The sequence below is a fragment of the Herbaspirillum sp. Her2 genome (genome assembly GCF_057961375.1).
The window spans coordinates 4,524,245-4,549,885 of record NZ_CM176331.1; the positions used below are offsets into that span (position 1 = coordinate 4,524,245).

Annotated in this window: 21 protein-coding genes; 15 read left to right on the top strand and 6 right to left on the bottom strand. The window is 63.6% G+C overall.

Annotation, left to right across the window (positions count from 1 at the left end; all coding sequences use genetic code 11):
* The first annotated feature begins 78 nt into the window (after nt 1-78).
* The 6 genes from mnmG (at nt 79) to ACWHXP_RS20605 (ending at nt 5,802) form a co-directional block, all read left to right on the top strand.
* Nucleotides 79-2,007: a tRNA uridine-5-carboxymethylaminomethyl(34) synthesis enzyme MnmG gene (gene mnmG / locus ACWHXP_RS20580; RefSeq protein ID WP_489635161.1), complete on the top strand. Its 1,929-nt coding sequence runs from the start codon at nt 79-81 to the stop codon at nt 2,005-2,007.
* Between the two features lie 52 nt (nt 2,008-2,059).
* Entirely contained in the window at nt 2,060-2,722 is a 663-nt protein-coding gene (gene rsmG, locus ACWHXP_RS20585; protein ID WP_489635160.1) for a 16S rRNA (guanine(527)-N(7))-methyltransferase RsmG, read from the top strand.
* Nucleotides 2,722-3,273, top strand: coding sequence for a lipocalin family protein (locus ACWHXP_RS20590; RefSeq protein ID WP_121037416.1), 552 nt, complete (start codon nt 2,722-2,724; stop codon nt 3,271-3,273). The genes rsmG and ACWHXP_RS20590 overlap by 1 nt, the downstream gene beginning before the upstream one ends.
* Before the next feature lie 69 nt (nt 3,274-3,342).
* Nucleotides 3,343-3,975, top strand: coding sequence for a leucine efflux protein LeuE (gene leuE / locus ACWHXP_RS20595; RefSeq protein ID WP_039789187.1), 633 nt, complete (start codon nt 3,343-3,345; stop codon nt 3,973-3,975).
* A 20-nt stretch (nt 3,976-3,995) separates the two neighbouring features.
* Complete coding sequence (locus ACWHXP_RS20600; RefSeq protein WP_039789186.1) at nt 3,996-4,766, top strand: ParA family protein; 771 nt, start codon at nt 3,996-3,998, stop codon at nt 4,764-4,766.
* 124 nt (nt 4,767-4,890) lie between these two features.
* Nucleotides 4,891-5,802 carry a ParB/RepB/Spo0J family partition protein gene (locus ACWHXP_RS20605; RefSeq protein ID WP_034335237.1) on the top strand — a complete coding sequence of 304 codons (912 nt, stop codon included), beginning with the start codon at nt 4,891-4,893 and terminating at the stop codon, nt 5,800-5,802.
* 88 nt (nt 5,803-5,890) lie between these two features.
* Here ACWHXP_RS20605 and ACWHXP_RS20610 read toward each other — a convergent pair whose 3' ends face one another.
* Nucleotides 5,891-7,447, bottom strand: coding sequence for a glucan biosynthesis protein G (locus tag ACWHXP_RS20610; protein WP_489625517.1), 1,557 nt, complete (start codon nt 7,445-7,447; stop codon nt 5,891-5,893).
* A 259-nt stretch (nt 7,448-7,706) separates the two neighbouring features.
* On the opposite strand from ACWHXP_RS20610, the gene bglX reads away from it, so the two are divergent.
* Complete coding sequence (bglX, locus tag ACWHXP_RS20615) at nt 7,707-10,061, top strand: beta-glucosidase BglX (protein ID WP_288067873.1); 2,355 nt, start codon at nt 7,707-7,709, stop codon at nt 10,059-10,061.
* Nucleotides 10,062-10,180: 119 nt separating this feature from the next.
* Here the strand turns inward: bglX and ACWHXP_RS20620 are convergent, their stop codons facing one another.
* The gene (locus ACWHXP_RS20620) at nt 10,181-12,037 is read right to left on the bottom strand and encodes an ABC transporter ATP-binding protein (RefSeq protein WP_489635159.1); all 1,857 of its coding nucleotides are present in this window, start codon (nt 12,035-12,037) and stop codon (nt 10,181-10,183) included.
* Nucleotides 12,038-12,408: 371 nt separating this feature from the next.
* Here ACWHXP_RS20620 and ACWHXP_RS20625 point away from each other — a divergent pair, with 371 nt between their 5' ends.
* Nucleotides 12,409-13,065 carry an HD domain-containing protein gene (locus ACWHXP_RS20625; protein WP_489635158.1) on the top strand — a complete coding sequence of 219 codons (657 nt, stop codon included), beginning with the start codon at nt 12,409-12,411 and terminating at the stop codon, nt 13,063-13,065.
* A 71-nt stretch (nt 13,066-13,136) separates the two neighbouring features.
* On the opposite strand, the gene ACWHXP_RS20630 is transcribed toward ACWHXP_RS20625, so the two are convergent.
* Entirely contained in the window at nt 13,137-14,837 is a 1,701-nt protein-coding gene (locus ACWHXP_RS20630) for a methyl-accepting chemotaxis protein (protein ID WP_489635157.1), read from the bottom strand.
* 273 nt (nt 14,838-15,110) lie between these two features.
* Here ACWHXP_RS20630 and ACWHXP_RS20635 point away from each other — a divergent pair, with 273 nt between their 5' ends.
* The 3 genes from ACWHXP_RS20635 (at nt 15,111) to ACWHXP_RS20645 (ending at nt 18,318) form a co-directional block, all read left to right on the top strand.
* Entirely contained in the window at nt 15,111-16,886 is a 1,776-nt protein-coding gene (locus tag ACWHXP_RS20635; protein WP_489635156.1) for an ABC transporter ATP-binding protein/permease, read from the top strand.
* A 120-nt stretch (nt 16,887-17,006) separates the two neighbouring features.
* A complete protein-coding gene (locus tag ACWHXP_RS20640; protein ID WP_134137680.1) occupies nt 17,007-17,855 on the top strand; it encodes a D-amino acid aminotransferase in 849 nt (282 codons plus the stop codon).
* 181 nt (nt 17,856-18,036) lie between these two features.
* Nucleotides 18,037-18,318 carry an HP0495 family protein gene (locus ACWHXP_RS20645; protein ID WP_017452757.1) on the top strand — a complete coding sequence of 94 codons (282 nt, stop codon included), beginning with the start codon at nt 18,037-18,039 and terminating at the stop codon, nt 18,316-18,318.
* Nucleotides 18,319-18,383: 65 nt separating this feature from the next.
* Here the strand turns inward: ACWHXP_RS20645 and gcvA are convergent, their stop codons facing one another.
* On the bottom strand, nt 18,384-19,334 hold the full coding sequence (gcvA, locus tag ACWHXP_RS20650; protein ID WP_489635155.1) for a transcriptional regulator GcvA: 951 nt from the start codon (nt 19,332-19,334) through the stop codon (nt 18,384-18,386).
* A gap of 196 nt (nt 19,335-19,530) precedes the next feature.
* Between gcvA and ACWHXP_RS20655 the strand changes: the two genes are divergently transcribed.
* The 4 genes from ACWHXP_RS20655 to ACWHXP_RS20670 are packed head-to-tail and all read left to right on the top strand — an operon-like array spanning nt 19,531 to nt 22,390.
* The gene (locus tag ACWHXP_RS20655) at nt 19,531-19,845 is read left to right on the top strand and encodes a DUF2917 domain-containing protein (RefSeq protein ID WP_489624241.1); all 315 of its coding nucleotides are present in this window, start codon (nt 19,531-19,533) and stop codon (nt 19,843-19,845) included.
* Between the two features lie 35 nt (nt 19,846-19,880).
* Nucleotides 19,881-20,573: a lipoyl(octanoyl) transferase LipB gene (gene lipB, locus ACWHXP_RS20660; RefSeq protein WP_276842421.1), complete on the top strand. Its 693-nt coding sequence runs from the start codon at nt 19,881-19,883 to the stop codon at nt 20,571-20,573.
* A gap of 40 nt (nt 20,574-20,613) precedes the next feature.
* The gene (gene lipA / locus ACWHXP_RS20665; RefSeq protein ID WP_008333855.1) at nt 20,614-21,606 is read left to right on the top strand and encodes a lipoyl synthase; all 993 of its coding nucleotides are present in this window, start codon (nt 20,614-20,616) and stop codon (nt 21,604-21,606) included.
* Nucleotides 21,607-21,640: 34 nt separating this feature from the next.
* Nucleotides 21,641-22,390, top strand: coding sequence for a Fic family protein (locus tag ACWHXP_RS20670; protein WP_489635154.1), 750 nt, complete (start codon nt 21,641-21,643; stop codon nt 22,388-22,390).
* Between the two features lie 6 nt (nt 22,391-22,396).
* Here ACWHXP_RS20670 and ACWHXP_RS20675 read toward each other — a convergent pair whose 3' ends face one another.
* Complete coding sequence (locus ACWHXP_RS20675; RefSeq protein ID WP_489635153.1) at nt 22,397-23,815, bottom strand: coniferyl aldehyde dehydrogenase; 1,419 nt, start codon at nt 23,813-23,815, stop codon at nt 22,397-22,399.
* 33 nt (nt 23,816-23,848) lie between these two features.
* A complete protein-coding gene (locus ACWHXP_RS20680; RefSeq protein ID WP_489635152.1) occupies nt 23,849-25,480 on the bottom strand; it encodes a GMC family oxidoreductase in 1,632 nt (543 codons plus the stop codon).
* Nucleotides 25,481-25,641 lie beyond the last annotated feature (161 nt).

Below are 25,641 nucleotides of genomic sequence, written 5' to 3' on the forward strand. Positions count from 1 at the left end.
GGACCCTGCCTCCGACCCCGCCAGATAAAAGGTCTTATAATCTCGCCTCTGTTCTCACCTCTACGCGAGGCCCGCATCATGCTATTCCCCACACAATTTGACGTCATCGTCGTTGGCGGCGGTCACGCCGGCACCGAAGCTGCACTGGCCGCAGCACGCATGGGCCAGAAAACCCTGCTCCTGACGCACAACATCGAAACCCTGGGCCAGATGTCCTGCAATCCCTCCATCGGCGGGATCGGCAAGGGCCACCTGGTCAAGGAAGTCGATGCCATGGGTGGGGCGATGGCAATTGCCACCGACGAGGCGGGCATCCAGTTCCGCATCCTGAATTCCTCCAAGGGTCCGGCCGTGCGCGCTACCCGCGCCCAGGCCGACCGTATCCTGTACAAGGCGGCGATCCGCTCGCGCCTGGAAAACCAGCCCAACCTGTGGCTGTTCCAGCAGGCGGTGGATGACCTGATGCTGGAAGGCGACCGCGTCGTCGGCGCCATCACCCAGGCCGGTATCCGCTTCGCCGGCAGTGCCGTGGTGCTGACCGCCGGTACTTTCCTGGACGGGAAGATCCACGTTGGCCTGAACAATTATTCCGGCGGCCGTGCCGGTGATCCGCCAGCGGTCTCGCTGTCGGCGCGCCTGAAGGAATTGAAGCTGCCGCAGGGCCGCTTGAAGACCGGCACCCCGCCGCGCATCGATGGCCGCAGCATCAACCTGGCGATCCTGGAAGAGCAGCCGGGCGATCTCGATCCGGTACCGGTGTTCTCCGTCATGGGCAATGCCGCCATGCACCCGCGCCAGATGCCGTGCTGGATCACCCATACCAACAGCCGCACCCACGACATCATCCGTGGCGGGCTGGATCGCAGCCCCATGTACACCGGCGTCATCGAAGGCGTGGGCCCGCGTTACTGCCCCTCCATCGAAGACAAGATCCATCGCTTCGCCAGCAAGGATTCGCACCAGATCTACCTGGAACCCGAGGGCCTGACCACCCACGAGTTCTACCCCAATGGCATCTCCACCAGCCTGCCATTCGACGTGCAGCTGGAACTGGTGCGCTCGATGAAGGGCATGGAAAACGCCCACATCCTGCGTCCCGGCTATGCCATCGAATATGACTATTACGATCCGCGCGGCCTGAAGTCCTCGCTGGAAACCCGCCAGGTCCAGGGCCTGTTCTTCGCCGGCCAGATCAACGGCACCACCGGATATGAAGAAGCGGCCGCCCAGGGCATGCTGGCCGGCATCAACGCCGCCCTGCAGACCCAGGGCCGTGAAGCCTGGACCCCGCGCCGCGATGAAGCCTACCTCGGCGTGCTGGTCGACGACCTGGTCACCCAGGGCGTGCAGGAGCCGTACCGCATGTTCACCAGCCGTGCCGAGTATCGTCTTTCGCTGCGCGAAGACAATGCCGACCTGCGTCTGACCGAAATCGGCCGCGAACTCGGCTGCGTCGGCGATGCACAATGGGAAGCCTTCGAGCGCAAGCGCGAAGCCGTTTCACGTGAAATGGAGCGCCTGAAGTCGACCTGGGTGAACCCGCGCATCCTGGCCGCGGCTGAAGCCGAGCGCGTGCTGGGCAAGGCCATCGAGCGCGAATACAACCTGCTGGACCTGCTGCGCCGTCCCAACGTGACTTATGACAGCCTCATGGGCCTGACCGGCACCGAAGGCCAGGCGCTGGCCGGCCCCGGCATCGAAGAGGGCCCGGTGCGTGAACAGGTCGAGATCCAGGTCAAGTACGCCGGTTACATCGCGCGCCAGGCCAACGAGATCAGCCGCCAGGATCACAATGAAAACCTGAAGCTGCCGGCCGACCTCGACTACATGGACGTCAAGGCACTCTCCATCGAAGTCCGCCAGAAGCTCAACAAGCATCGCCCGGAAACCCTGGGCCAGGCTTCCCGCATCTCCGGCGTGACCCCGGCGGCGCTGTCGCTGCTGCTGGTGCACCTGAAGAAGGGTGGCCTGAAACAGGCTACTGGCGCTGACAACCAGGCGGCGTGAAGAAAAATACCGGACACCCGTCCCGAACCAGATCAATACCAAGGCATCACGGATGAGCAACACTGCAGACCTGAACAATCTGACCCGCACCCTGAAGGAAGGCGCCACGGCCATGGGCCTGGCGCTCTCCGCTGCCCAGATCGACAAGCTGATGGCATACCAGGCTCTGCTGGCCAAGTGGAACAAGGTCTACAACCTGACGGCCTTGCGTGATCCGGCGCTGATGGTGACGCACCATCTGCTCGATTCGCTCTCGGCGGTGTCGGCCTTCGCCGGTGCCCAGCGTGTGCTGGATGTGGGTGCCGGCGGTGGCCTGCCGGGCATCGTGCTGGCCATCTGGGCGGCCGAGGCGCAGCCGCAGATGCAGATTACCCTGGTCGATACGGTCTCGAAGAAAACCGCCTTCCTCAATCAAGTGAAGGCGCAATTGCACCTGGGCAATGTGACGGTGCTGCATGCCCGGGTGGAGCAGTTGCCTGTCGAGCAACAATACGATGTCATCACTTCGCGTGCTTTTGCGGAACTGAAGGACTTCGTCACATGGTCGAACCACCTCCTGCAACAAGGTGGCAAGTACATCGCGCTCAAGGGCGTGCTGCCGCAAGAGGAAATCGACCGGTTGCCGGCGGGGTGGAAGGTGCAGCAAGTGCAGCCCCTGCAGGTACCGGGCCTGGATGCCGAACGGCATCTCATCTTCATGGAAAGAACGACCTGATGAACAAACTGAAACTGGCCCTGGTGGCCACCATGGTCTCGATGGCAGCCTATGGCGGCCTGGGCATGGCATCCGCCTCCGCCCAGGAGGTCAAGACGGTCCCGTCGGTAGACCTGAAGCGTTACGCCGGCAAGTGGTACGAAATCGCCAAGATTCCCAACAGCTTCCAGAAAAAATGCATTTCCGGCACCAGCGCAGAGTATTCCGCGCGCGATGATGGCATGATCGATGTCGTCAACCGCTGCAAGACGGCCGATGGCACGGAGGAAGCCAAGGGCGTGGCGCGGGTGGTCCCGGGCAGCAACAACAGCAAGCTGGAAGTGCGCTTTGCGCCGGCCTGGCTGTCCTGGATCCCGATGGTGTGGGGTGACTACTGGATCATGGACCTGGACGATCAATACACCCTGGCCACCGTGGGCAGCCCCTCGCGCGAATACCTGTGGATCCTCTCGCGCACGCCCACCATCAGTGACGAGCAATACGAGAACGCACTCAACAACGCCACCAAGCAAGGGTTCGATACCGCGCGGGTGGTCAAGAGCAAGCCGTAACACGGTACCTCACATCAGGCGAGCGGCCCGGGCAGCAACCCGGGCCGCTCACATTCAAGGAGACCCACCATGCAGGCGATCTTTCATTCCCTCGGCATCACCGACATCTGGCAACTGATTGCGGCCACCATGGTGTTCCTGCTCCTGCCTGGTCCCGGTACCTTCTGCGTGCTCACCTGCGCGGCCAAGGGCGGCTTGCGCGGCGGCTTCATGGCGCAGGCGGGTCTCATGCTGGGCGACATCGTGCTGATGTTCCTGGCTGCAGCCGGCGTGGCCGCTTTGCTGCATGCCAATCCCTTGCTGTTCCATGGCCTGCAATACCTGGGCGCGGCCTATCTGGCCTACCTGGGCGGACGTCTCCTGTTTGCAAGAGGCGAGGGCGGTGGTACAGTCGTACCCTTTTCCAATGCCGCAGATTTCCGGCGCGGCTTTTTGGTCACCTTGTTCAACCCGAAAGCCATCGTGTTCTACATGGCCTTCTTCCCGCTGTTCCTGGATCCGGCCACGCAGCAAGGCGCGCTGACCTTCTTCACGATGGGCGCAGTCATCAGCAGTTGCACCCTCCTGTATGGCAGCTTGCTGGTCATCGTCGGCAATGCCGCCGCGCGCCGCATGGCCCGCAATCGCACCATCGCCAAGCTGGCTTCACGGGCAGCCGGCGTGTTCCTGATCGGTTTCGGCATCAAGTTGACCACGCAATAACGCACTCATAAGAACGAACTATGGCAAAAATATTTTGTGTCGCCAACCAGAAAGGTGGCGTAGGCAAGACCACTACCGCAGTCAATCTCGCGGCTGGACTGGCACAACTGAACCAGCGCGTATTGCTGGCCGACCTCGATCCGCAAGGCAATGCCACCATGGGGGCGGGGATCAACAAGTCGACGCTGGAAGGCTCGATCTATGAAGTGCTGCTGGGCATGTCCGACATCCGCGCCGTACGCAAGCGTTCCGAAGCCGGCGGCTTCGACGTGCTGCCCGCCAACCGCGAACTGGCCGGTGCCGAAGTGGAAATGGTGGAGCTGGAACAGCGCGAAGCGCGCCTGAAGATCGCCTTCGCCGCCGTCGCCGAGGACTATGACTTCATCCTCATCGACTGCCCGCCTGCGCTGTCGATGCTGACCCTGAACGGGCTGTGCTCGGCGCATGGCGTCATCATCCCGATGCAGTGCGAGTACTACGCGCTCGAAGGCTTGTCGGACCTGGTCAACACCATCAAGAAGGTGCACGCCAAGCTGAACCCGGAGCTGAAAGTCATTGGCCTGTTGCGCGTGATGTTCGATCCGCGCATGACGCTGTCGCAGCAGGTCTCGGACCAGCTGGAACAGCACTTCGGCGACAAGGTCTTCAAGACCGTCATCCCGCGCAATGTGCGACTGGCTGAAGCGCCTTCGTATGGTTTGCCGGGGGTGACCTTCGATCCTTCGTCCAAGGGCGCACAGGCTTACATCGCCTTCGGCGCGGAAATGGTTGAACGCATCAAGACGCTGTAATTCAGGCGCTGATCACAGCGCGAATTCAGGCGTGAATTCATACGCGAATTGACGCTTGAATTCACGCTCCAATGGCAGCACCTCCCAACGCCGTAATCACGCATCGTTTTCATCAGGCAATCGCATGGCAACTCTACCGAAAAAATCCAAGGGTCTGGGACGCGGACTGGACGCGCTTCTCGGCGGCTCCTCCGACATCACTGAAGAAGCCCAGGCGCAAGCTGCGCAGGGCCTGCCCACGGTGATGGCCGTGACCGAACTGCAGGCCGGCAAGTATCAGCCGCGGACCCGCATGGATGAAGGCGCGCTCAATGAACTGGCGGCCTCGATCAAGGAACAGGGTTTGCTGCAGCCCATCCTGATCCGCGCCATCGGCCAGAAGAACGGGAAAGATACCTACGAGATCATCGCCGGCGAACGCCGCTTCCGCGCGGCCAAGATCGCCGGGCTGACCGAGGTGCCGGTGCTGGTCAAGAACGTGGACGACCAGACCACGGCCGCCATGGCCCTGATCGAAAACATGCAGCGCGAGGATTTGAATCCCCTGGAAGAAGCCCAGGGCATTCATCGCCTCATCACCGATTTCGCCTTCACCCACGAGCAGGCGGCACTGGCCGTAGGACGCTCGCGCAGTGCGGTCTCCAACCTGCTGCGCCTGTTGAACCTGGCCAAGCCGGTGCAGACCATGCTCATGGCCGGCGACATCGACATGGGCCATGCCCGTGCGCTGCTGGCCGTCGATTCGGCGACGCAGATCCAGCTGGCCAACCAGATCGTGGCCAAGCGCATGTCGGTGCGCGATGCCGAGAAGCTGGTCACCCGCGCCAGCGCCGAGCAGGCCGCCAAGCCGCGCGAAGCCAAGGACAAGTCGCGCGATATCGCGCGCCTGGAAGAAGAACTCTCGGACCTGCTGGCCACCCAGGTCAGCATCAAGACCGGTGCCCGCAACAAGGGCCAGTTGATCATCAACTTCAACGACCTCGATGCGCTCGATGGTGTCATCGCGCGCCTGCGCGGGGAGTCGGTGGAGAGCTGATCGCATCATCTTTCCGCATCAAAGCAAAAGGGGCTGCTCCATTCGGAACAGCCCCTTTTTTGATTGATATAAATAATTTACGGCGACATCAGAAAGTCCGCTGCACATCCGAACGCGGCGGCAGCTGATAGCTCCAGGTCTCGGTGAGCGGCTTGCCGTTGGCCGTGAGCGCTGCGCGCAATTCGACCGCCTGCGCCACGTTGCGAATCTTCACCCGCAGCGTCAGGCGCCAGCCATTGATGGCCGGATTGGGCTGCAGCTGGGCATCGATCAGTTCGCCATTGTTGGAAACATTCACCTGCGGCTGTACCGCCGTCCCTGCAGGCAGGGAGCCCAGCGGCCCACCGGTGAAGTCCACCAGCAAGGCCGTGGTGCCATCAAAGGCGCGGATCAGGTTGGCTTGCGTGAGTTCGCCATCGGTATGGAAGGTCTGCTTCACCCAGCCCACTTCATTGTTGAGGATGGCGGGTTCATCCATGGTCCAGTGGATGCGATAGTCATAAGCCAGCGGCGTGCCGCGTGCCGGTTGTTGTGCAGGCACCCAGTAGGCCACGATGTTGTCATTGGTCTCGTCGGCGGTCGGGATTTCAACCAGTTGTACGGCACCCTTGCCCCAGTCGCCCTTGGGTTCGATCCAGGCCGAGGGACGCAGGTCGTAGCGGTCCTTCAGGTCTTCATAGGAAGAGAATTCGCGGCCACGCTGCAGGAGGCCAAAGCCGCGCGGATTGGTGACCTCGAAGGAACTCACTTCCACGTTCTGCGGATCGTTCAGCGGACGCCACAGCCACTCGCCGCTGCCCGTGTGGATCGCCAGGCCGTTGGAATCATGAATGGCCGGACGGAAGTTGCGGCGCGAGGATTGCTGGTTCGGTCCGAACAGGAACATGCTGGTCAGCGGCGCAATGCCCAGGCGGCCCACCTCGGCGCGCAGGAACACGCGGGCCTGCACATCGAGCAGGGCATCCTTGCCGGGCGTGAGCGTGAACTTGTAGGCGCCGGTCGCACGCGGCGAATCCAGCAGCGCGTAGAAGGTCAGCTGCTTTTCGCCCGGGGCCGGACGCTGTATCCAGAACTCGGTGAAATGCGGGAATTCTTCGCCGCTCATCATGGCGGTATCGATCGCCAGTCCACGTGCCGAGAGTCCGTACACCTGTCCCTTGCCGATCACGCGGAAGTAGCTCGCGCCCAGCACGCTCATGACTTCATCTTCCTTGTCATCGCGATTGAGGGGATAGACCACGCGGAAGCCCGCATAGCCCAGGTGTGCCGTGCTGTCCCTGGCCAGCGCCAGGTCACCGAAGTTGAAGCGGTCGGTGCTGTAGCCCACGTCCTGCACGCGGCCATCGATGATTTCGTGGATGGCTACGGGGGCATTGAATTGCATGCCCTGGTGATAGAAGGCCAGCTTGAAGGGCGTCTTCTGGTCGCGCCATTCGAACTTCTCGCTCTTGGGCTGGATCTTCATGTAATCGGCGAACTGCATCGCCGCGAAGGTCGGCGAGAGATTGCTCACCGGCTTCTGATAGGGCTTGGCGGCCAGTTCCTTCGCGCGTGCCACCGCCTGGTTGAGGTCGAAGCCCTGCGCGCTCTGTGCCTGTACCGAGGCCGTCAGCAGGGATGCCGCGAGTACCAGGCCCTGCAGCAGGGGCCATTTCAATCCATGTCTGATCAATGCATTTCTCCATGAAGAAGCAGCGCGCGGACGTTGGAACCCGGGTCGCCGCCATGCGCCTGCGTGTCCCGCAGGCATCAAAACAGAATAATATAGCGAACCGTCCGGCTGGCTAAGCATCAAACAACGCAAGCAATAATTGCTCCCGCCGCTCCGGCTGCTGTCCCGCTTGTGCAGGTCACAGAGTAGAGGGCAGACTGCCGCCAAAGTTTAAAAAAGAGAGAGGAAACCCGTGTCCCACAAGCTTACCGAGCGGCAAGCCGCGTCCGCGCGCCGTCCCCGCCTGGCCCTGGCCATGACCCTGTGCGCGCTGGCCTGCAGCGCCGCGCTCACCGGCCCGGCCGCCCACGCGCAAGCCAATCCCGCCTTGCTCGGCGACAAGACTGCCTTCATCGACGACCTGCTGCGCCAGATGACGCTGGAAGAAAAGATCGGGCAGTTGCGCCTGATCAGCATCGGTCCTGAAATGCCCGCCAAGAAACTGGCCGAGGAACTGGCCGCCGGGCGCGTCGGTGGCACCTTCAATTCCGTGACCCGTCCCGAGAACCGTCCGCTGCAGGACGGGGCCATGCGCTCGCGGCTGAAGATCCCGATGTTCTTCGCCTATGACGTCATCCATGGCCACCGCACCACCTTCCCCATCGGCCTGGGGCTGGCCTCCAGCTGGGACATGGACATCGTCGGACGCGCCATGCGCATCTCCGCCGAGGAAGCCGCAGCCGACAGCATCGACATGACCTTCGCACCCATGGTCGACATCAGCCGCGATCCGCGCTGGGGCCGCACGTCTGAAGGCTTTGGTGAAGATCCTTACCTGGTCTCGCGCATTGCCGAGGTCTCGGTACGCGCCCTGCAGGGCGACACCAAGCCCATCGCCGCCAACCGCGTGATGGCCAGCGTGAAGCATTTTGCGCTGTACGGTGCGGTCGAAGGCGGACGTGACTACAACGTCGTCAACATGGACCCGCAGCGCATGTACAACGACTACTTGCCGCCGTATCGCGCTGCCATCGATGCAGGCGCGGGAGCGGTCATGGTCGCGCTCAATTCCATCAACGGCGCACCGGCCACCTCCAACACCTGGCTGCTGCAGGACCTGTTGCGCAAGGATTGGGGCTTCAAGGGCCTGACCGTATCTGACCACGGTGCCATCACCGAACTGGTCAATCATGGCGTGGCACAGAACGATGCCGAAGCCGCGCGCCTGTCCATGAAGGCCGGCACCGACATGAGCATGGCCGACCAGGTCTACATCAAGCAATTGCCGGAGCTGGTGCGCTCGGGCAAGGTCTCTCAGCAGGAACTGGACAACGCCGTGCGCGACATCCTCGGAGCCAAGTACGACCTGGGCCTGTTCAAGGATCCGTATGTGCGCATCGGCCGTGCGGCCGATGATCCGGCTGATGTCTATGCCGACAGCCGCCTGCATCGCCGCGATGCGCGCGAAGTGGCGCAGCAGTCCATGGTGCTGCTGGAGAACCGCAACGCTGCGCTGCCGCTGAAGAAGAACGCACGCATCGCGCTCGTCGGCCCGCTGGCTGATTCGCACATCGACATGCTGGGCAGCTGGTCCGCCGCCGGCAAGGACAAGCAGACCATCACGCTGCGCCAAGGTTTGCAGGCGGCGATGGGAGGGCAGGGCAAGCTGGTCTACGCACGCGGTGCCAACATCACCGAAGACAAGCACATCGTCGATTACCTCAACTTCCTGAACTGGGATGATCCGGAAGTGGTGCAGGACAAACGCAGCCCCAAGGCCATGATCGATGAAGCGGTGAAGGCGGCGCGCAATGCGGAGGTGATCGTGGCCGCCGTGGGCGAATCGCGCGGCATGTCGCATGAATCTTCCAGCCGTACTTCGCTGTCGCTGCCGCAGAGCCAGCTGGATCTGCTCAAGGCATTGAAGGCCACCGGCAAGCCGCTGGTGCTGGTGCTGATGAATGGCCGGCCGCTGGATCTGAACTGGGCGCGCGAGAATGCCTCGGCGATTCTGGAAACCTGGTACACCGGCACCGAGGGCGGCAATGCGATTGCCGACCTGCTCTTCGGCGACGTCAATCCTTCCGGCAAGCTGCCCATCACCTTCCCGCGTTCGGTTGGCCAGATCCCGAGTTACTACAACCATCCGCGCGTGGGCCGTCCCTATACCGAAGGCAAGCCGGGCAACTACACCTCGCAGTACTTTGATGAGCCGAATGGCCCGCTGTATCCGTTCGGATACGGTCTGAGCTATACCGAGTTCAAGCTCTCCGAAGTGCGCCTGTCGCAGCCGACCATGACGGCGGATGGCAAGGTACAGGCCAGCGTGACGGTGAAGAACACGGGCCGCCGTGCGGGTGCGACTGTAGTGCAGTTGTACATCCGCGATGTGGCCGCGTCAGTGGTGCGTCCGGTCAAGGAGTTGAAGGATTTCCGCAAGGTGATGCTGCAGCCGGGTGAAGAGAAAGAGGTGCAATTCAGCATCGACCGCAAGGCGCTGTCCTTCTACAACGCCAAGCTGGAATACGTGGCCGAGCCGGGCGAATTCCAGGTGCAGATCGGGCTGGACTCCAAGGACGTGAAAACGGCATCGTTCAATCTGCAATAAAGCCGGACAGAAAAGAAAAATGGGCGCACTCGACAGTGCGCCCATTTTTTTTGCAGTAGCCAAAAATGATCTAAATCATTTATAAAAATCAGGCGTTACGCCTTTGCGGCATCACGCCATCACGCCATCACGGCTGCATCCTCTTCCTCCTCACCGAGGAAGCCGCCACTCTGATGCGACCACAAGCGCGCATACAAACCACCGGCGGCCAGCAATTCAGCGTGCGTGCCTTGCTCCACGATACGGCCCTGGTCCAGCACGATGAGCCTGTCCATCGCCGCAATGGTCGAGAGGCGGTGCGCAATGGCCACCACGGTCTTGCCTTCCATGAGCTTGTAGAGCGAGGTCTGGATGGCTGCTTCCACTTCCGAATCGAGCGCACTGGTGGCTTCATCCAGCAGCAGGATCGGCGCATCCTTCAACATCACGCGGGCAATGGCGATACGCTGGCGCTGGCCACCGGAAAGCTTCACGCCGCGCTCGCCCACGTGGGCGTCGTAACCGGTGCGGCCCTTGGCATCGGCCAGGGTGCCGATGAAGTCATGCGCCTCGGCCCGTTCAGCGGCGTGGATCATCTCGGCATCGCCGGCATCGGGACGGCCATAGGTGATGTTTTCCCGCACCGAGCGATGCAGCAGGGAAGTATCCTGCGTGACCATGCCGATCTGCGCGCGCAGGCTGTCCTGCGTGACGTGGGCGATGTCCTGGCCATCGATGGTGATGCGGCCGCCCTCGATATCGTAGAAGCGCAGCAGCAGGTTGACGATGGTCGATTTGCCGGCACCGGAGCGACCCACCAGGCCGATCTTTTCGCCGGGGCGAATCACCAGGTCCAGCTTGTCCACCACCGGGCGCGGGGCCGAGCCGCCATAGCTGAAGCTCACACCCTCAAAGCGCAGTTCGCCCTGGCTGACCTTGATCGGTTTGGCATCGGGCGCATCCTTGACCTCGTGTGCACGCGCCAGGGTGTTGATGCCATCCTGCACGGTACCCACGTGTTCGAACAGCGACGACATTTCCCACATCACCCAGTGCGCGATGCCGTTCAGGCGCAGCGCCATTGCCGTGCTGGCTGCCACCGCACCGACACCGACCTTGCCCTGGGTCCAGAGATACAGCGAGACCCCGGTGGCACCGATGATGAGCACCATGTTCAGGATGTGATTGACCACCTCGAAGCTCGACACCAGACGCATCTGGCGATTGACCGTGGTGAGGAATTCGCGCATGGCGCTGCGGGCGTAATCGGCCTCGCGCCCGGCATGCGAGAACAGCTTCACGGTGGCGATGTTGGTATAGGCATCGGTGATGCGCCCGGTCATCAGCGAGCGCGCATCGGCCTGGTTGCGTGCCACTGCCGACAGGCGCGGCACGAAGTAGCGCAAGGCCACCGCGAAGGCCGCCAGCCAGATGAAGAAGGGGGCCAGCATCCACATGTCGAAGCTGCCGACCACACCGATCAGGGTAGCGAAGTAGATGGCGATGAAGACCAGGATGTCGCCCACGATCATGCAGAAGTCGCGCACCGCCAGCGCGCTTTGCATGACCTTGGTGGCGACACGTCCGGCGAACTCGTTCTGATAGAAACTCATGCTCTGGCTCAACATGAGGCGATGGAAATTCCAGCGCAGCAGCATGGGGAAATTGCCCGCCAGGGTCTGGTGCTTGTACATGGTCTGCAGCGCGATCAGCAGCGGACTGGCCGCCAGGATCACCACCAGCCACACCAGGGTATGGCCTTCCTGCGCCCACAGCTGCGCCGGCTCGATCTTGGACAGCCAGTCGACGATGCGGCCGAGCGCAGCAAAGAGCAGTGCCTCGAAGATGCCGATGATGGCCGTCGTCAAGGTCATGGCGGCGATGTAGGGCCGCACGCCCTTGGTACAGAACCAGATGAAGCGCATGAAGCCGCGCGGCGGCGGCATCGGCTGCGACTCGGGGTAGGGGTGGACCAGTTTTTCAAACCAGCTGAACATCAGGGAACTCCAAAAATCGGATCAGGGCCGACGGCGGTGCGACAGGCAGACTGCCAGCGAGGCAGCCACCAGCGTAGCGGCGCGGTCGGGCGTTGTTACTGTGGCATACCGGAAGGGAATATTGCGCGTGGCGGTACGCCGTTCATGCGCGGCGGGCAGATCGCTGCGGCAGCAGGGCCGCTATCGTGATCCCGGGTCAGGCCGCGAAATTGATGGAAGCCGCATCATCTCACATGCGACTGGCTTGCGTGTAGCAGAGCCCTGGGAAAACACTTGTCGGAAAATCGGAATGGTGAACCCGGCCGCATTTTCCGGTCCCTGTGATTGATCTGCGATACTGATGAATTGTCACCCTTGTATCTGTTTGAATCATGAATCTTTCCCAGGTTGCCGCCGCCTTCCGCCCCTTCGACACGCTGGCCGCGCAATTGTTGCCGCAGGTCGAGGATGACGCCGGCGATGGCTCGCATGACCTCTCGCATCTCTTGCGCGTATGGAACAACGCCCGCCGCCTGCAGGCCGAGGAGGGCGGCGACCTGCGCATTCTGCTGGCGGCCGTCATCCTGCACGACTGCGTGCGGGTGGAAAAGAATTCGCCGCTGCGCAGCCAGGCGTCCACGCTCTCTGCCCAACGCGCACAGGAGATTTTGCTGTCACTGGGATGGACGCGGGAGGAGGCACAGCGCGTGGCCCATGCCGTGCAGGCCCACAGCTATTCGGCGCAGATCACGCCGCTGACGCTGGAGGCGAAGATCGTGCAGGATGCTGACCGGCTGGACGCCATCGGGGCCATCGGCGTGGCGCGCTGTTTCTATGTAGCGGGGAGGATGGGATCGAGCCTCTATGAAGCGCTCGATCCGCAGGCGCAGCAACGGCCGCTGCAGGATACGCGCTATGCGCTGGATCATTTCCCGGCCAAGCTGTTCCGTTTGCAGGAAGGATTCCAGACGGCTGCCGGTGCCGCCATGGCGCAGGAGCGCCAGGAGAAGATGCGCGGGTTTGTGGAGCAATTCCTGGGCGAGCTGTAATGTAGAGCCTCGCCCTTGTGCAGTCAGCCTGCTTGCGCCGTGCGACGAATCACGCTGACTGCTGCTTTGGATCACGCAGCCTTGCGCACCACTTCCAGCTTGGGCACCACGCGCAGCGGGACCTGCACGGTGTTGAGCACGGGCGCGGGTGCCGGGGTTGCCACCAGTCCTGCTGCATCAGGCGCATCCAGCTGGAACACACCGACTGCCCGTGTCAGGTTCACGGCCTGCTCCTGCAGCGTGGCCACGGCGGCCGTGGCTTCTTCCACCAGGGCTGCATTGTGCTGGGTCACCTGATCCATCAGCGCGATGGCCTTGTTGACTTCCTCGATACCCAGGCTCTGCTCGTGGCTGGCGGCCGAGATTTCACCCATCACATCGGTGACCTGCTGCACGCTGGCCACGATCTGCTCCATGGTCTCGCCGGCGCGTTCCACCAGGCGGGTACCGGTGTCCACATTGCCGACCGAGGTATCGATCAACTGCTTGATCTCCTTGGCGGCGGCGGCACTGCGCTGGGCCAGGTTGCGTACTTCGGTGGCCACCACCGCAAAACCGCGTCCCTGTTCGCCGGCACGGGCCGCTTCCACGGCGGCATTCAAGGCCAGGATGTTGGTCTGGAAAGCGATGCTGTCGATCACGCCGATGATGTCGACGATCTTGCGCGAGGAGCTGTTGATGGCCGCCATGGTATCGACCACTTCTTCCACGATGGCACCGCCCTGCTTGGCGATATCGGAGGCGTTGCGTGCCAGTTGATTGGCTTCGCGGGCGTGGCCGTCGTTCTGCTTCACGGTGGCGGTGAGCTGCTCCATGGCCGAGGCGGTTTCTTCCAGCGAGGCGGCCTGGTCTTCGGTGCGCGCCGAGAGGTCGCTGTTGCCGGCGGCGATCTGGGCGCTGATGGTGGCCACGCCGGTGGCGGCATCGCGCACATGGGTCACGGTATTGCGCAGGTTGCCGCTCATCTCGGAGAGTGCCGCCATGATGCTCTGGCGTTTGCCGCCGTCGTCGGCGCGGCTTGCGGCAGCGGCGTGATACAGCTCGCCGCGATCCACCGCCAGTGCCAGCTGCTTGACCTCATCGGGTTCCGCACCCAGCGCACCCCGGATGCTGCGGGTGATCAGCGTGGCCAGCACGGCACCGGCCACCAGCGCGGCACCCAGCAGCACCAGGATGAAGGCCTGGAAGCCGTGGGCGGTGCTGCGGGCCTTGGCGGATTCGATCTGGCTCATGCGTTCTTCCAGGTCGATGAAGTGATTGATGGTGGCCAGCCATTCGACGAAGGCCGGTTTTACCTGGGTCAGCAGCAGCTGGCGTGCGCCGTCGACATCGCCGGCGGTGCGCAGGGCGATGGCCTTGGCGGCCAGCGGCATGGTGCGGGCTTCGACCGCCTTGATGCGTTCCAGGCTGGCACGTTCATCCGCATTGACCTTCATGGTGGAGAAGACCGTATCGAGTGGCCGGGCCGATTGCTGGTAGTCGACATCGAGCTTGTTGATCAGGGCAATCACGTCCTTGACCTCGGCGTCGCCCACCAGCGTCAGGTCACGCAGGGCAATGGCGCGGTCGTGCACGCTGCCACGGAAATTGATGGCATAGCGCTGCTTGACGCTGTTGTCCTCGCTCACCGTGGCCAGGCTGCCTTCGATGGCATTGACTTTGGAAATGCTGGCCACCGTCAGCACCAGCATCATCGCCAGCACCAGCGCAAAGCTCAGTGCCAGTTGGGCCGCCACGCTGAGCGAGCGGCGCTTGGGGGGAAGGGTCTGCATGGAATTCTCCGAAAGAGGGGCCGCTGGCCATGCACGCTGCTGCCATGAGCAGCATTGACGCACGGCAATATCGGCGAAGACCGCAGTCTAGCCTTGTTCACGGGCGTGCGGGATTGATTGTTTCGATGCATTCCATAGCCCTTAATGCTCAATTGCAAAAGCATTAAGCGTTCCTTAATGCTTTCCAGGGCCTTCCTGATGCAGCTTTAAGCCTGAGTTAAGTCTTTTGCGGCAAGCTGGGCAGCAAAGAGGACAACATCCACAGGATTCGCCATGACCGAACAAACACCTGCCCGCCAGGCCAGCCACGCCAATCGCGCGACCCGCGCGGAGATATGGCGCCTCATCAAGCCCTTCTGGGTTTCCGAAGAAAAGTGGAAGGCCTGGGCCTTGCTGCTGGCCATCCTGGCCTTGAACCTGGGCATGGTCTACATCAACGTGCGGCTCAATTCCTGGAACCGCGACATGTACAACGTGCTGCAGTCGCGCGACTATCCGCAGTTCAAATCGCTGCTGTGGCAGTTCTCGGGGCTGGCCTTCGTCTTTGTGGCCATCGCCATCTACAGCGTCTACCTGAAGCAGGCGCTGCAGATCCGCTGGCGCTACTGGATGAGCACGCGCTACCTCGACCGCTGGCTGGCGCACCGCGCCTACTACCGCATCGAGCAGGGACAGGAGGGCCGCCTCTCCGACAACCCTGACCAGCGCATTGCCGAGGACCTGCATGCGCTGACCAGCGATACGCTGTCGCTGGTGCTGGGTTTCATTTCCAGCAGCGTGACGCTGTTCTCCTTCATCCACATCCTGTGGTCGGTGAGCGGGCCGCTGTCCTTTACGGCGCTGGGGCAATCGTGGGTCATTCCCGGCTACATGGTCTGGTTCGTGATCGCCTATGCCGCCATCGGCTCCGGTGTGGTGTGGTGGATCGGCCGTCCGCTGGTGGGATTGAGCTTCAACCAGGAACGCTTCGAGGCCAATTTCCGTTTCGGACTGATCCGCGTACGCGAGCATGCCGAGGCCGTGGCCCTGTATCGCGGCGAGCCGCAGGAGCGCGCACAGCTGACCGCCCGGCTGGATGACATCCGCGAGAACTGGTGGAACATCATGCGGCTGACCAAGAAGCTCAACGTGGCCGTGAATTTCTACGGGCAGTTCGCGGTGATCTTCCCCATGCTGGTGTCGGCACCGCGCTATTTTTCCGGGGCCATTTCGCTGGGGGTGCTGATGCAGATCAGCGATGCCTTCGGACAGGTGCAGGATGCGCTGTCGTGGTTCATCAATGCCTTCACCACGCTGGCCAGCTGGAAGGCTTCCATCAACCGGCTGGCGGGCTTCCACGCGGATGTCGAACGCGCTGCCGGCATGCCGCGCACGCTGGCCGTCACGCAGCATGGCGGCAGTGCGGTGACGCTGGAGGGCGTGCAGCTGTCCTTCCCCGATGGCAGCCTCATGCTGCGCCGCCTGGATGCACGCGTGGAGTCGGGCGAGCACGTGCTCATCAGCGGTCCTTCCGGTTGCGGCAAGTCGACCCTGATCCGCGCCATGGCCGACATCTGGCCTTACGGCAAGGGCCGCATCGCGCTGCCGCAGGATGCGCCCGCGATGTTCCTGCCCCAGCGCAGCTACCTGCCCATCGGCACGCTGCGTGCAGCGCTCTCGTATCCCGCCGCCGAGGGCAGTTTCGAGGATGCACTCATTACGCGTTACCTGGGTTTGTGCCGTCTTGCGCATCTTGCATCGCGGCTGGACGTGGCGGCCAACTGGAGCCAGGCGCTGTCACCGGGCGAGCAGCAGCGCCTGGCATTCGTGCGGGTGTTCCTGAACCGTCCGCGCCTGGTGTTCCTGGACGAGGCCAGCAGCGCCATGGATGGCGAGACCGAGGAAGCACTCTATGCCGCCTTGCCGCGCGAGTTGCCGGGCGTGACCGTGATCAGCATCGCCCACCGCGAGACGCTGGCGCGCTTCCATGACGTGCGCTGGAAATTCGTGCCGCCCGCCGCCGGCGAGGGGGCCGGACATCGTGTGGAGGCGCTGCCGATAGCGGCGTGAGGGCAGGGCGACGTTATACCGTTTTTGCATGGGGGCGCCGGAAGCTGCGTGACAGAATGGATTCATCGCGGCACGGTTGCCGCCTTCACCCGATCACTCTCGATTACCGGAAAGCCCATCATGAACGATCCCATCGTCTACCTCAACGGCGAACTCACGCCCCTCTCGGAAGCCCGCGTGCCGGTGCTGGATCGCGGCTTCATCTTTGGCGACGGCATCTATGAGGTGATCCCCATGTATCGCCGCAAGGCCTTCCGTGGCCAGCAACACCTGGCGCGCCTGTTCCGCAGCCTCGACAGCATCGGTATTCCGAATCCGCATGACGAAGCCGGCTGGAATGCCCTCATCGACCAGGTGGTCGAGGCCAACGGTTTGGACGACCAGATGATCTACCTGCAGGTCACCCGTGGCGTGGCCAAGCGGGTGCATGCCTTCCCCAAGGAGGTGGTGCCGACGGTGCTGATCATGACCAATCCGATGGCCCTGCCGCCGGCTGCGTCCATCGAGAAGGGCGTGGCCTGCGTGAGCATGGAAGACCGCCGCTGGCTGAACTGCCAGATCAAGTCGACGTCGCTGCTGGGCAATGTGCTGGCGGCGCAATTTGCGGCCGAGCACCAGGTGACCGAAGCGATCCAGTTCCGTGATGGCTATCTGTCGGAGGCGTCGTCCTCCAACGTGTGGGTGGTCAAGGATGGCAAGATTTCCGCGCCGCCCAAGGACAACCTGATCCTGGAAGGCATCCGCTATGGCCTGATGGAAGAGCTGTGCGCCGAGCAGGGCATCGTGCTGGAGTCGCGTCGCATCACGCGTGAGGAAGTGCTGGCGGCTGATGAACTCATGATTTCCTCGGCCAGCAAGGAAGTGCTGCCGGTGGTCACGCTCGATGGCCAGCCGGTCGGCAGCGGCCAGCCGGGGCCGGTGTTTGCCAAGGTGTATGCGGCGTATCAGGCGGCCAAGGCGCGGCTGTAAGACATTTGCAGCTTGTCATGACCAGCGGGTGGCGCTGCGGTTTTCTGCACGCCGCCCCGCCCGCATGGCGTAGAATGCAGGCATTCCCCACCCAACACCTCCGCTTGAACCCGGCCTGTTCATCCCCATCTGGGAGGATTGAAACCGGAGCGCCAGGCGGACAACGCCAAGGCGGTTTGCCATGACTATGCCCACTATTTCCCCTGAAGAATCCCTGATCGAGTATCCCAGCGACTTCCCCATCAAGGTGGTCGGGATCACCCATGATGCCTTCGCCGAGACCATCGTCGCCATGGTCATCGAGCACGACCCCGAGTTTCACGCGGGCAAGGTCGAGATGCGTCCCTCCACCCAGGGCAAGTACCTGTCGCTGACCCTGACCGTGCGCGCCACCAGCCGCACCCAGCTCGACAACATCTACCGCGCGCTCTCCACGCACGAGATGGTCAAGTTCGTGCTCTGAGGTCAATAGTCTCCTCGCGAAAACCGGCGCAGCCCGCAAGGCGCGCCGGTTTTTTCATGGCCGCATCACTTCTTGCGGGTTGACGTTTTCTGCACCTTGGCCGGCCATTCCGACTGCGCCTGGAATTGCCGCATCTCTTCCACGATCCATTTCCTGAAGGCCGCCACCCCGGGCTTCTCCAGCCCTTCCGGCAGGTGCACCAGGTAGTGCGCCTCCTCGCTGAGCTGCGCCACGTCGAACAGCCGCACCAGGGTGCCGCTGGCGATCTCCTGCCAGGCAATCGTATGGCGTGACAGCGCCACCCCCTTGCCCTCCACCGCATGGCGCAGCGTCAGCGAAGAATCCTCCACCACCAGCGTGCCGCGCGGCTCGGGCAGGTCCAGCCCGGCCAGGGTCAGCCACGGTTGCCAGGATTCGCGCGTGTCCATGCGCAGCAGGGTGCAGTGCACCAGGTCGGCGGGACGCACCAGCTTCTTGTTCTGCTTGCCGCGATAGCCGGGCGCGGCCACCGGGTAGTAGTAGTCCTCGCTCAGTTTCTCGGTGACCACGCCCGCGTACTGGCCCCGGCCAAAGCGGATGCCGATGTCCACCCCGTCCAGCCGCAGGTCGACCAGATGGCTGCCCGATTGCAGCACCACCTCGATTTCCGGATGGACATCGATGAACTTCCACAGGCGCGGCGCCAGCCAGCGTGAAGCGAAGGAGGGCGTGGCCGAGATCACCAGCCGCTGCTGGCGCGTCTGGCTGCGCAGGTGGTCGGCCGCTTGCGCGATCTCGCCCAGGGCCTTGCGGATGGTGGCGGCGAAGCGTTCAGCGGTCTCGGTGATGGAAATGCGCTTGCCATGGCGATGGAACAGCTGCAGGCCCAGGTCTTCCTCCAATGCGCGCACCTGGTGGCTGATCGCCCCCGGCGTGACGTGCACTTCTTCAGCCGCACGCGAGAAGCAGCCATGGCGGGCGGCCGCATCAAAGGCGCGCAGGGCGGCCAGGTTGGGGAGCTTGCGCAAATCGGCCATGACGGCTCCTTGTGAATTCAATTAGCAAGGAGAACCAATATATATCGTTTTGCCGCGCTTGCGGGCTTTCCTACAATGATGACTCATCACACATCATTCCAGGCATTTCCCCCCTTGCAGCCGCACCCTCCAGGGCATCGCGGCAGGGACGCGGCTTGCCTGGCGAATCAGGCAGTCGAGCAAAGGAGCCAGCGCCATGACAATTTCATTCACAGATCCCAGCCTCCCGGGCCAGTTGCAGGAAGGCCAGGTACAGACCCGTCGCCTGCAGGGCGGCGTGCGCATCCGTGTGACCTCCGGACTGGTGTGGCTGACCATTGCCGGCTGCCGCGAGGATATCTGGCTCAAGGCCGGCCGCTGCTTTGATTTTCACGAGCGCGGCGAGGCCATCTTCGAAGCGGTCAACGGTGCGGCCGAATTCACGGTCACTCCCTTGCCTCCCAAGGGGGCCAGCGACGATACGGTACGTATTGCCAAGCTCCTGCCGCACGGCCTGATCCGCTGGTTCTGATACGGGCAAAGAGGAATTTCGCTACACTGGCGGGCATGCAAACCGCACTGCCCACCGCCAGCACGCCCGTGGCTGGCGCCCGCCGGCCCGAGATCGTCCGGCGCGGCGTCGAGCCCTACGAGGCGAGCTTCGCCGCCATGCGCGCCTATACCGATGCGCGCACCGCCGATACCCCCGACCAGCTCTGGATCGTCGAGCATCCCCCTGTCTACACGCTGGGCTTGGGTGCAGACCGCGCCCATGTGTTGAATCCGCACGACATCCCGATTGTCCAGACCGACCGTGGCGGCGAGGTCACTTACCACGGCCCTGGCCAGGTGGTGATCTACCTGTTGATGGACCTGCGCCGCAACCGCAGCGGGGCGCGCCTGTTCGCCCGCGAATTCGTGCACAACATCGAAGAGGCGGTGATCGCCACGCTGGCGGCGTATAATCTGGCCGGTGTACGCAAGGAGGGGGCGCCCGGCATCTACGCCGCCGACGGCCCCTGGCAGGGCGCCAAGGTGGCCGCGCTGGGCTTGAAGATACGGGGCAACGGCTGCACTTACCATGGTGTTTCGCTCAATGTGGCGATGGACCTGGCACCGTTTTCCTGGATCAACCCCTGCGGCTACGAAGGCCTGGCCACCGTGGACATGCAGACCCTCGGGGCTGCCGATGCCCGGCTGGACGCTGTCCAGGACTTGCTTGCCGACCAACTGATCGCCCGCTTCGCGGGCATGGCTTGAGCCCCACGCGCCGCGAGCGCCCGGGGCCGGAACGACCGACATGACTACCGAACTCACTCCCGCAGCAGATTCTTCCTCCAATGCCACCGGCTCGGCGCGCGCCAATCCGCTGGACAAGCAGAAGGGCGCCGGCAAGACCGCCTGGATCCCGATCAAGGTGGTCGCCGCCGAAAAGCTGAAGAAGCCGGACTGGATTCGCGTCAAGGCCGGTTCGCCCACCACGCGTTTCTACGAGATCAAGGACATCCTGCGCGCCAACAACCTGGTGACGGTCTGTGAGGAAGCCTCCTGCCCCAACATCGGCGAGTGCTTCGGCAAGGGCACCGCGACCTTCATGATCATGGGCGACAAGTGCACCCGCCGCTGCCCCTTCTGCGACGTTGGCCACGGCCGACCCGATCCGCTGGACCCCAACGAGCCGGAAAACCTGGCCAAGACCATCGCCCAGCTGCGCCTGTCCTACGTCGTCATCACCAGCGTGGACCGCGACGACCTGCGCGATGGCGGTGCGGCGCACTTCGCAGCCTGCATCCAGCGTGTACGTGAATTGTCGCCCGAGACCCGCATCGAAATCCTGACCCCGGACTTCCGCGGCCGCATGGACCGTGCGCTGGAAATCCTCAAGATGGCCCCGCCGGACGTGATGAACCACAACCTCGAAACCGCCCCGCGCCTCTACAAGGAAGCGCGTCCGGGTTCGGATTACGAATATTCGCTGAGCCTGTTGAAGCGCTTCAAGGACCTGCATCCGGAAGTGCCGACCAAGTCCGGCATCATGGTGGGCCTGGGCGAAACCGACGAGGAAGTGCTGCAGGTCATGCGCGACATGCGCGCGCACAACGTCGACATGCTCACCATCGGCCAGTACCTGATGCCCAGCGGCGACCACTTGCCGGTGCGCCGCTACGTGCACCCCGACACCTTCAAGATGTACGAGGAAGAGGCCTACAAGATGGGCTTCGTGCATGCCGCCGTGGGCGCGATGGTGCGCTCGAGCTACCATGCGGATCAGCAGGCGCACGGGTTGGTCTGACCCGCTGCTTTCCGCTTCCATCCCCCCGCAAGCGATGCTGCACCCTCTCTGGTACCAGGCGATCGATGCCGACAAGGCCAGGCTGGATGCGGCACGCCCGCTGCCGCAACACACGGTCGCCTCGCTGCGCGACAAGCTGGTACTGGAGTGGACGTATCACTCCAATGCGATCGAGGGCAACACGCTGACCCTGCGCGAAACCAAGGTGGTACTGGAAGGCATCACCGTCGGCGGCAAGTCGCTGCGCGAGCACTTCGAGGCCATCAATCACCGCGATGCCATCCTCTTCGTCGAGCAGGTCGTGGCCGGCTGCGAGCCCCTGAGCGAAGCGCACATCAAGGACATCCACAGTCTCGTGCTCAAGGGGATCGATGCCGATGAAGCCGGCCGCTATCGCCGCGAGAACGTGGTGATCGCCGGCGCCAGCACCACCCCGCCCGATTTCCTGCATCTCAACGATGAAATGCGCGCCTTGCTGGCGTGGTATCAGCAGGCCGGCAGCCTGCATGCGGTCGAACGTGCAGCGCAATTGCATACGCGCTTCGTGAAGATCCATCCCTTCATCGATGGCAATGGCCGCAGCGGCCGCCTGCTGTTGAACCTGGAACTGATGAAATCCGGCTATCCCCCGGCGGTCATCCGCAAGGAAGACCGGCTGGCGTATTACGACGCCCTTGATGAGGCCTGCGTCAGCGGCGACCATGCGGCCATCACCACCCTCGTGGCCGAGAGCGTGCAGCGTTCGCTGCGCTTGTATCTGGATCTGCTGCCTGCTCCCGGATGAGCCGCGTCAGCTCAATCGCCTGATCAGCTCCATCACCCATTCAAATTTGTTTCCATAAGGCGGATGCAAGAGCGACCCGCCGTTCCAACGCGCCTGCCGGAACACCGGCTTGCGCTTGCTGAAGGTATCGAAACCCCAGCGCCCGTGATACGCGCCCATGCCGCTTTCGCCGACGCCGCCAAAGGGCTGCTCCTCCTGCACCAGGTGCCACAGGCAATCATTGATGGTCACGCCGCCCGCATGGGTCTGCCGCAGCACCTGTTCGCGCCGTGCCGCATCCTCGCCGAACCAGTACAGCGCCAGCGGGCGCGGACCTTGCCGCACATGGGCGATGGCTTGCTCGGGTGTTTCGTATTCGAGGATGGGTAGCACCGGCCCGAAGATCTCTTCCTGCAGCACCCGCATCGACGCAGTCGCGCCCAGGATCAGCGTGGGCGCCAGCTTGCGGCTCCGGCCCAGGTCTTCACCGGCCGGGTTCACCTCGATCACTTGCGCACCCGCCGCACGCGCCTCTTCCACCAGCGCCTGCAATCGCGCCCGATGGCGCGGGCTGATGATGGCGGTGTAGTCCGCATTGTCGTGCAGGCGCGGATACAGCCGACCCATCGCTTCGGCCAGTTGCTGCGCCACACTGGCCGCCTGGCCACGCGGCACCAGCAGGTAATCCGGCGCCACGCAGGTCTGCCCGGCATTGAGCAGCTTGCCGAAGGCGATGCGCTGCAGGCTGGCCGGCAAGCGGCACGAGGCATCGAGAATGGCCGGCGATTTGCCGCCCAGTTCCAGCGTCACCGGAGTCAGGTTGGCCGCCGCCAGTTGCGCGATCTGGCGCCCGACCTGGGTCGATCCGGTAAAGAACAGGTGATCGAACGGCAGCGATGCAAACGCCTGTCCGATGCTGGCGTCCCCGGTGACCACGGCCATTTCCTCCGGGGCGTAGTAACGCGCGACCAGCTCGGCCAATAGGGCCGAGAGCCGGGGCGTCAGTTCCGAGGGTTTGAGCAGTACCCGGTTGCCTGCCGCCAGGGCCGCCAGCGCCGGGCCCAGCGCCAGTTGCAGCGGGTAATTCCATGGCGAGATGATGCCCACCACGCCCAGCGGCTGCGCCAGCAGGCGATTGCTGCCGGGCAGGAAGTGCAGGGCGGTGGCCACCCGCTGCGGACGCATCCAGCGTTTCAGGTGCGATTGCGCATGGTTGATGCCGGCGCGCAGCACGAACAGTTCGGCCATGCGCGTTTCATGCTGCGAGCGGCCCCCGAAGTCGGCATCGATGGCGGCGATCAGGGCCGCTTCGTGCTCGTCCATCAGCGCCTGCAGGCGCGCCAGCCGGTCCATGCGCACTGCGTGCGAGGGATCACTGTCGGCAGCAAACGCCTGTTGCTGCGCGATGAAAAGCTGCTGCAATTCTGCAGCGGTGGTATCAGTCATTGATGCATCCTTGCATGGTGTCATCGAACAGTGTCAGGCCGTCTCGGCATGGGCCTGGCTGGCGCGGATCATGTCGGCCGCCTTCTCGGCAATCATGATGGTGGGCGCATTGGTGTTGCCGCTGACCAGCGTGGGCATCACCGAAGCATCCACCACGCGCAGGCCCTGCACTCCATGCACGCGCAATTGCGCATCGACCACCGCCATCTGATCCTCGCCCATGCGGCAAGTGCCCACCGGATGGTAGATGGTATCGGCACGCTGGCGGATCATGGCTTCCCAGGCCGCGTCATCCATGCCCTCGCGGCCACCGAAGAGTTCGCGCCGGCAATAGCGGCGCAGCGGTTCGGTCATGACGATCTGGCGCGCGATGCGGGCCCCGGCGATCATGGTGGCCAGGTCGCGCGGGTCGGAGAGATAGCCCGCATCGATCAGCGGGTCGGCCATGGGATCGGCCGATTGCAGCCCCACGCGCCCGCGCGAATGGGGGCGCAGCATGCACATGTGCAGGGAGAAGCCATAACCTGCATGCAGCTTTCTTGCATGGTCATCCACGATGGCGATGCAGAAATGCAGCTGGATATCCGGCCGCTCCAGTTCCGGCCGGGTCTTGAGGAAGGCTGCGCCTTCCGCAAAGGGCGTGGCGATGAGGCCCTCCCCATGCCGCTTCCAGGGCAGCAGCTGGCCCAGCAGGCGCAGGCCGCCGACCACGCCGAGGCCAAAGTTGTCGGTGTCGCGGGTGGTCCATCCTTGCGTGAAATCGAGGTGGTCCTGCAGGTTCTGGCCCACGCCGGGCAGGGCGTGATGCAGAGCGATGCCATGCGGCAGGATGTCCTCGGGCCGGCCCACCCCCGACAGTTGCAGCAATTGCGGCGAGCCAAAGGCCCCGGCGGCGATGATGACTTCACGCGTGGCGCGCACCTGCGCTTCTTGCTGCTGCTGGCGATAGGCCACGCCCACGGCACGCTTGCCCTCGAACAAGACACGTTGTGCGCGCACCTGGCGCAGCACGGTCAGGTTGGGCCGCTGCCCCATCACCGGATGCAGGTAGGCCGCCGCCGCCGAGCAGCGCTCGCCGCGATGATCGGACGTGTGGAATTGCGTGACCTGGTACAGGCCCACGCCTTCGTTGTCGCCGGTATTGAAGTCCTGGCACAGCGGATAGCCGCGTGCTTGCGCCGCCTCGATGAAGGCACGCGTGATCGGGCGCGGGCGATTCTGTTCCGAGACCTGCAGCGGGCCGCTGGCCCCGTGCCAGGCATCGGCCCCGCGCACATTGTTCTCGGAGCGCTTGAAGTAGGGCAGGACCGACTCCCAGTCCCAGCCCGGGCAGCCAGCCTGGGCCCAGCCATCGTAGTCCTGGCGCTGGCCACGGATGTAGAGCATGGCGTTGATGGCCGAGGAGCCGCCCAGGGCGCGGCCGCGCGGCTGGTAGCCACGGCGGCCGTTCAGGCCGGCCTGGGGAGTGGTCTGCAGCGCCCAGTTGTTGAGCTTGCCGTAGCCGGGCAGCATGGCCACCACGGCGGCCGGGGTGCGCACCAGAAGGCTGTCGCCCTGGCCGCCGGCTTCCAGCAGGCAGACCGTGACGCGTGGATCTTCCGACAGGCGGGCGGCCAGTGTGGCACCCGCCGAGCCGCCACCGGCGATGACGTAATCGAACAGCACGGTTGTCTCCCTTTGTTATCGTTGACCGGCTTTCAAGGGGATGCCGCCCTTGGGGCTGGCACCGTGTCCGGTGTGTCCCGGACTGGCTGGCATTATGACGCGGCCGGCCCGGCCTGTTCAAATTCCCTGCACGAATTGGACAATTGCCTTCACCGGAGCGG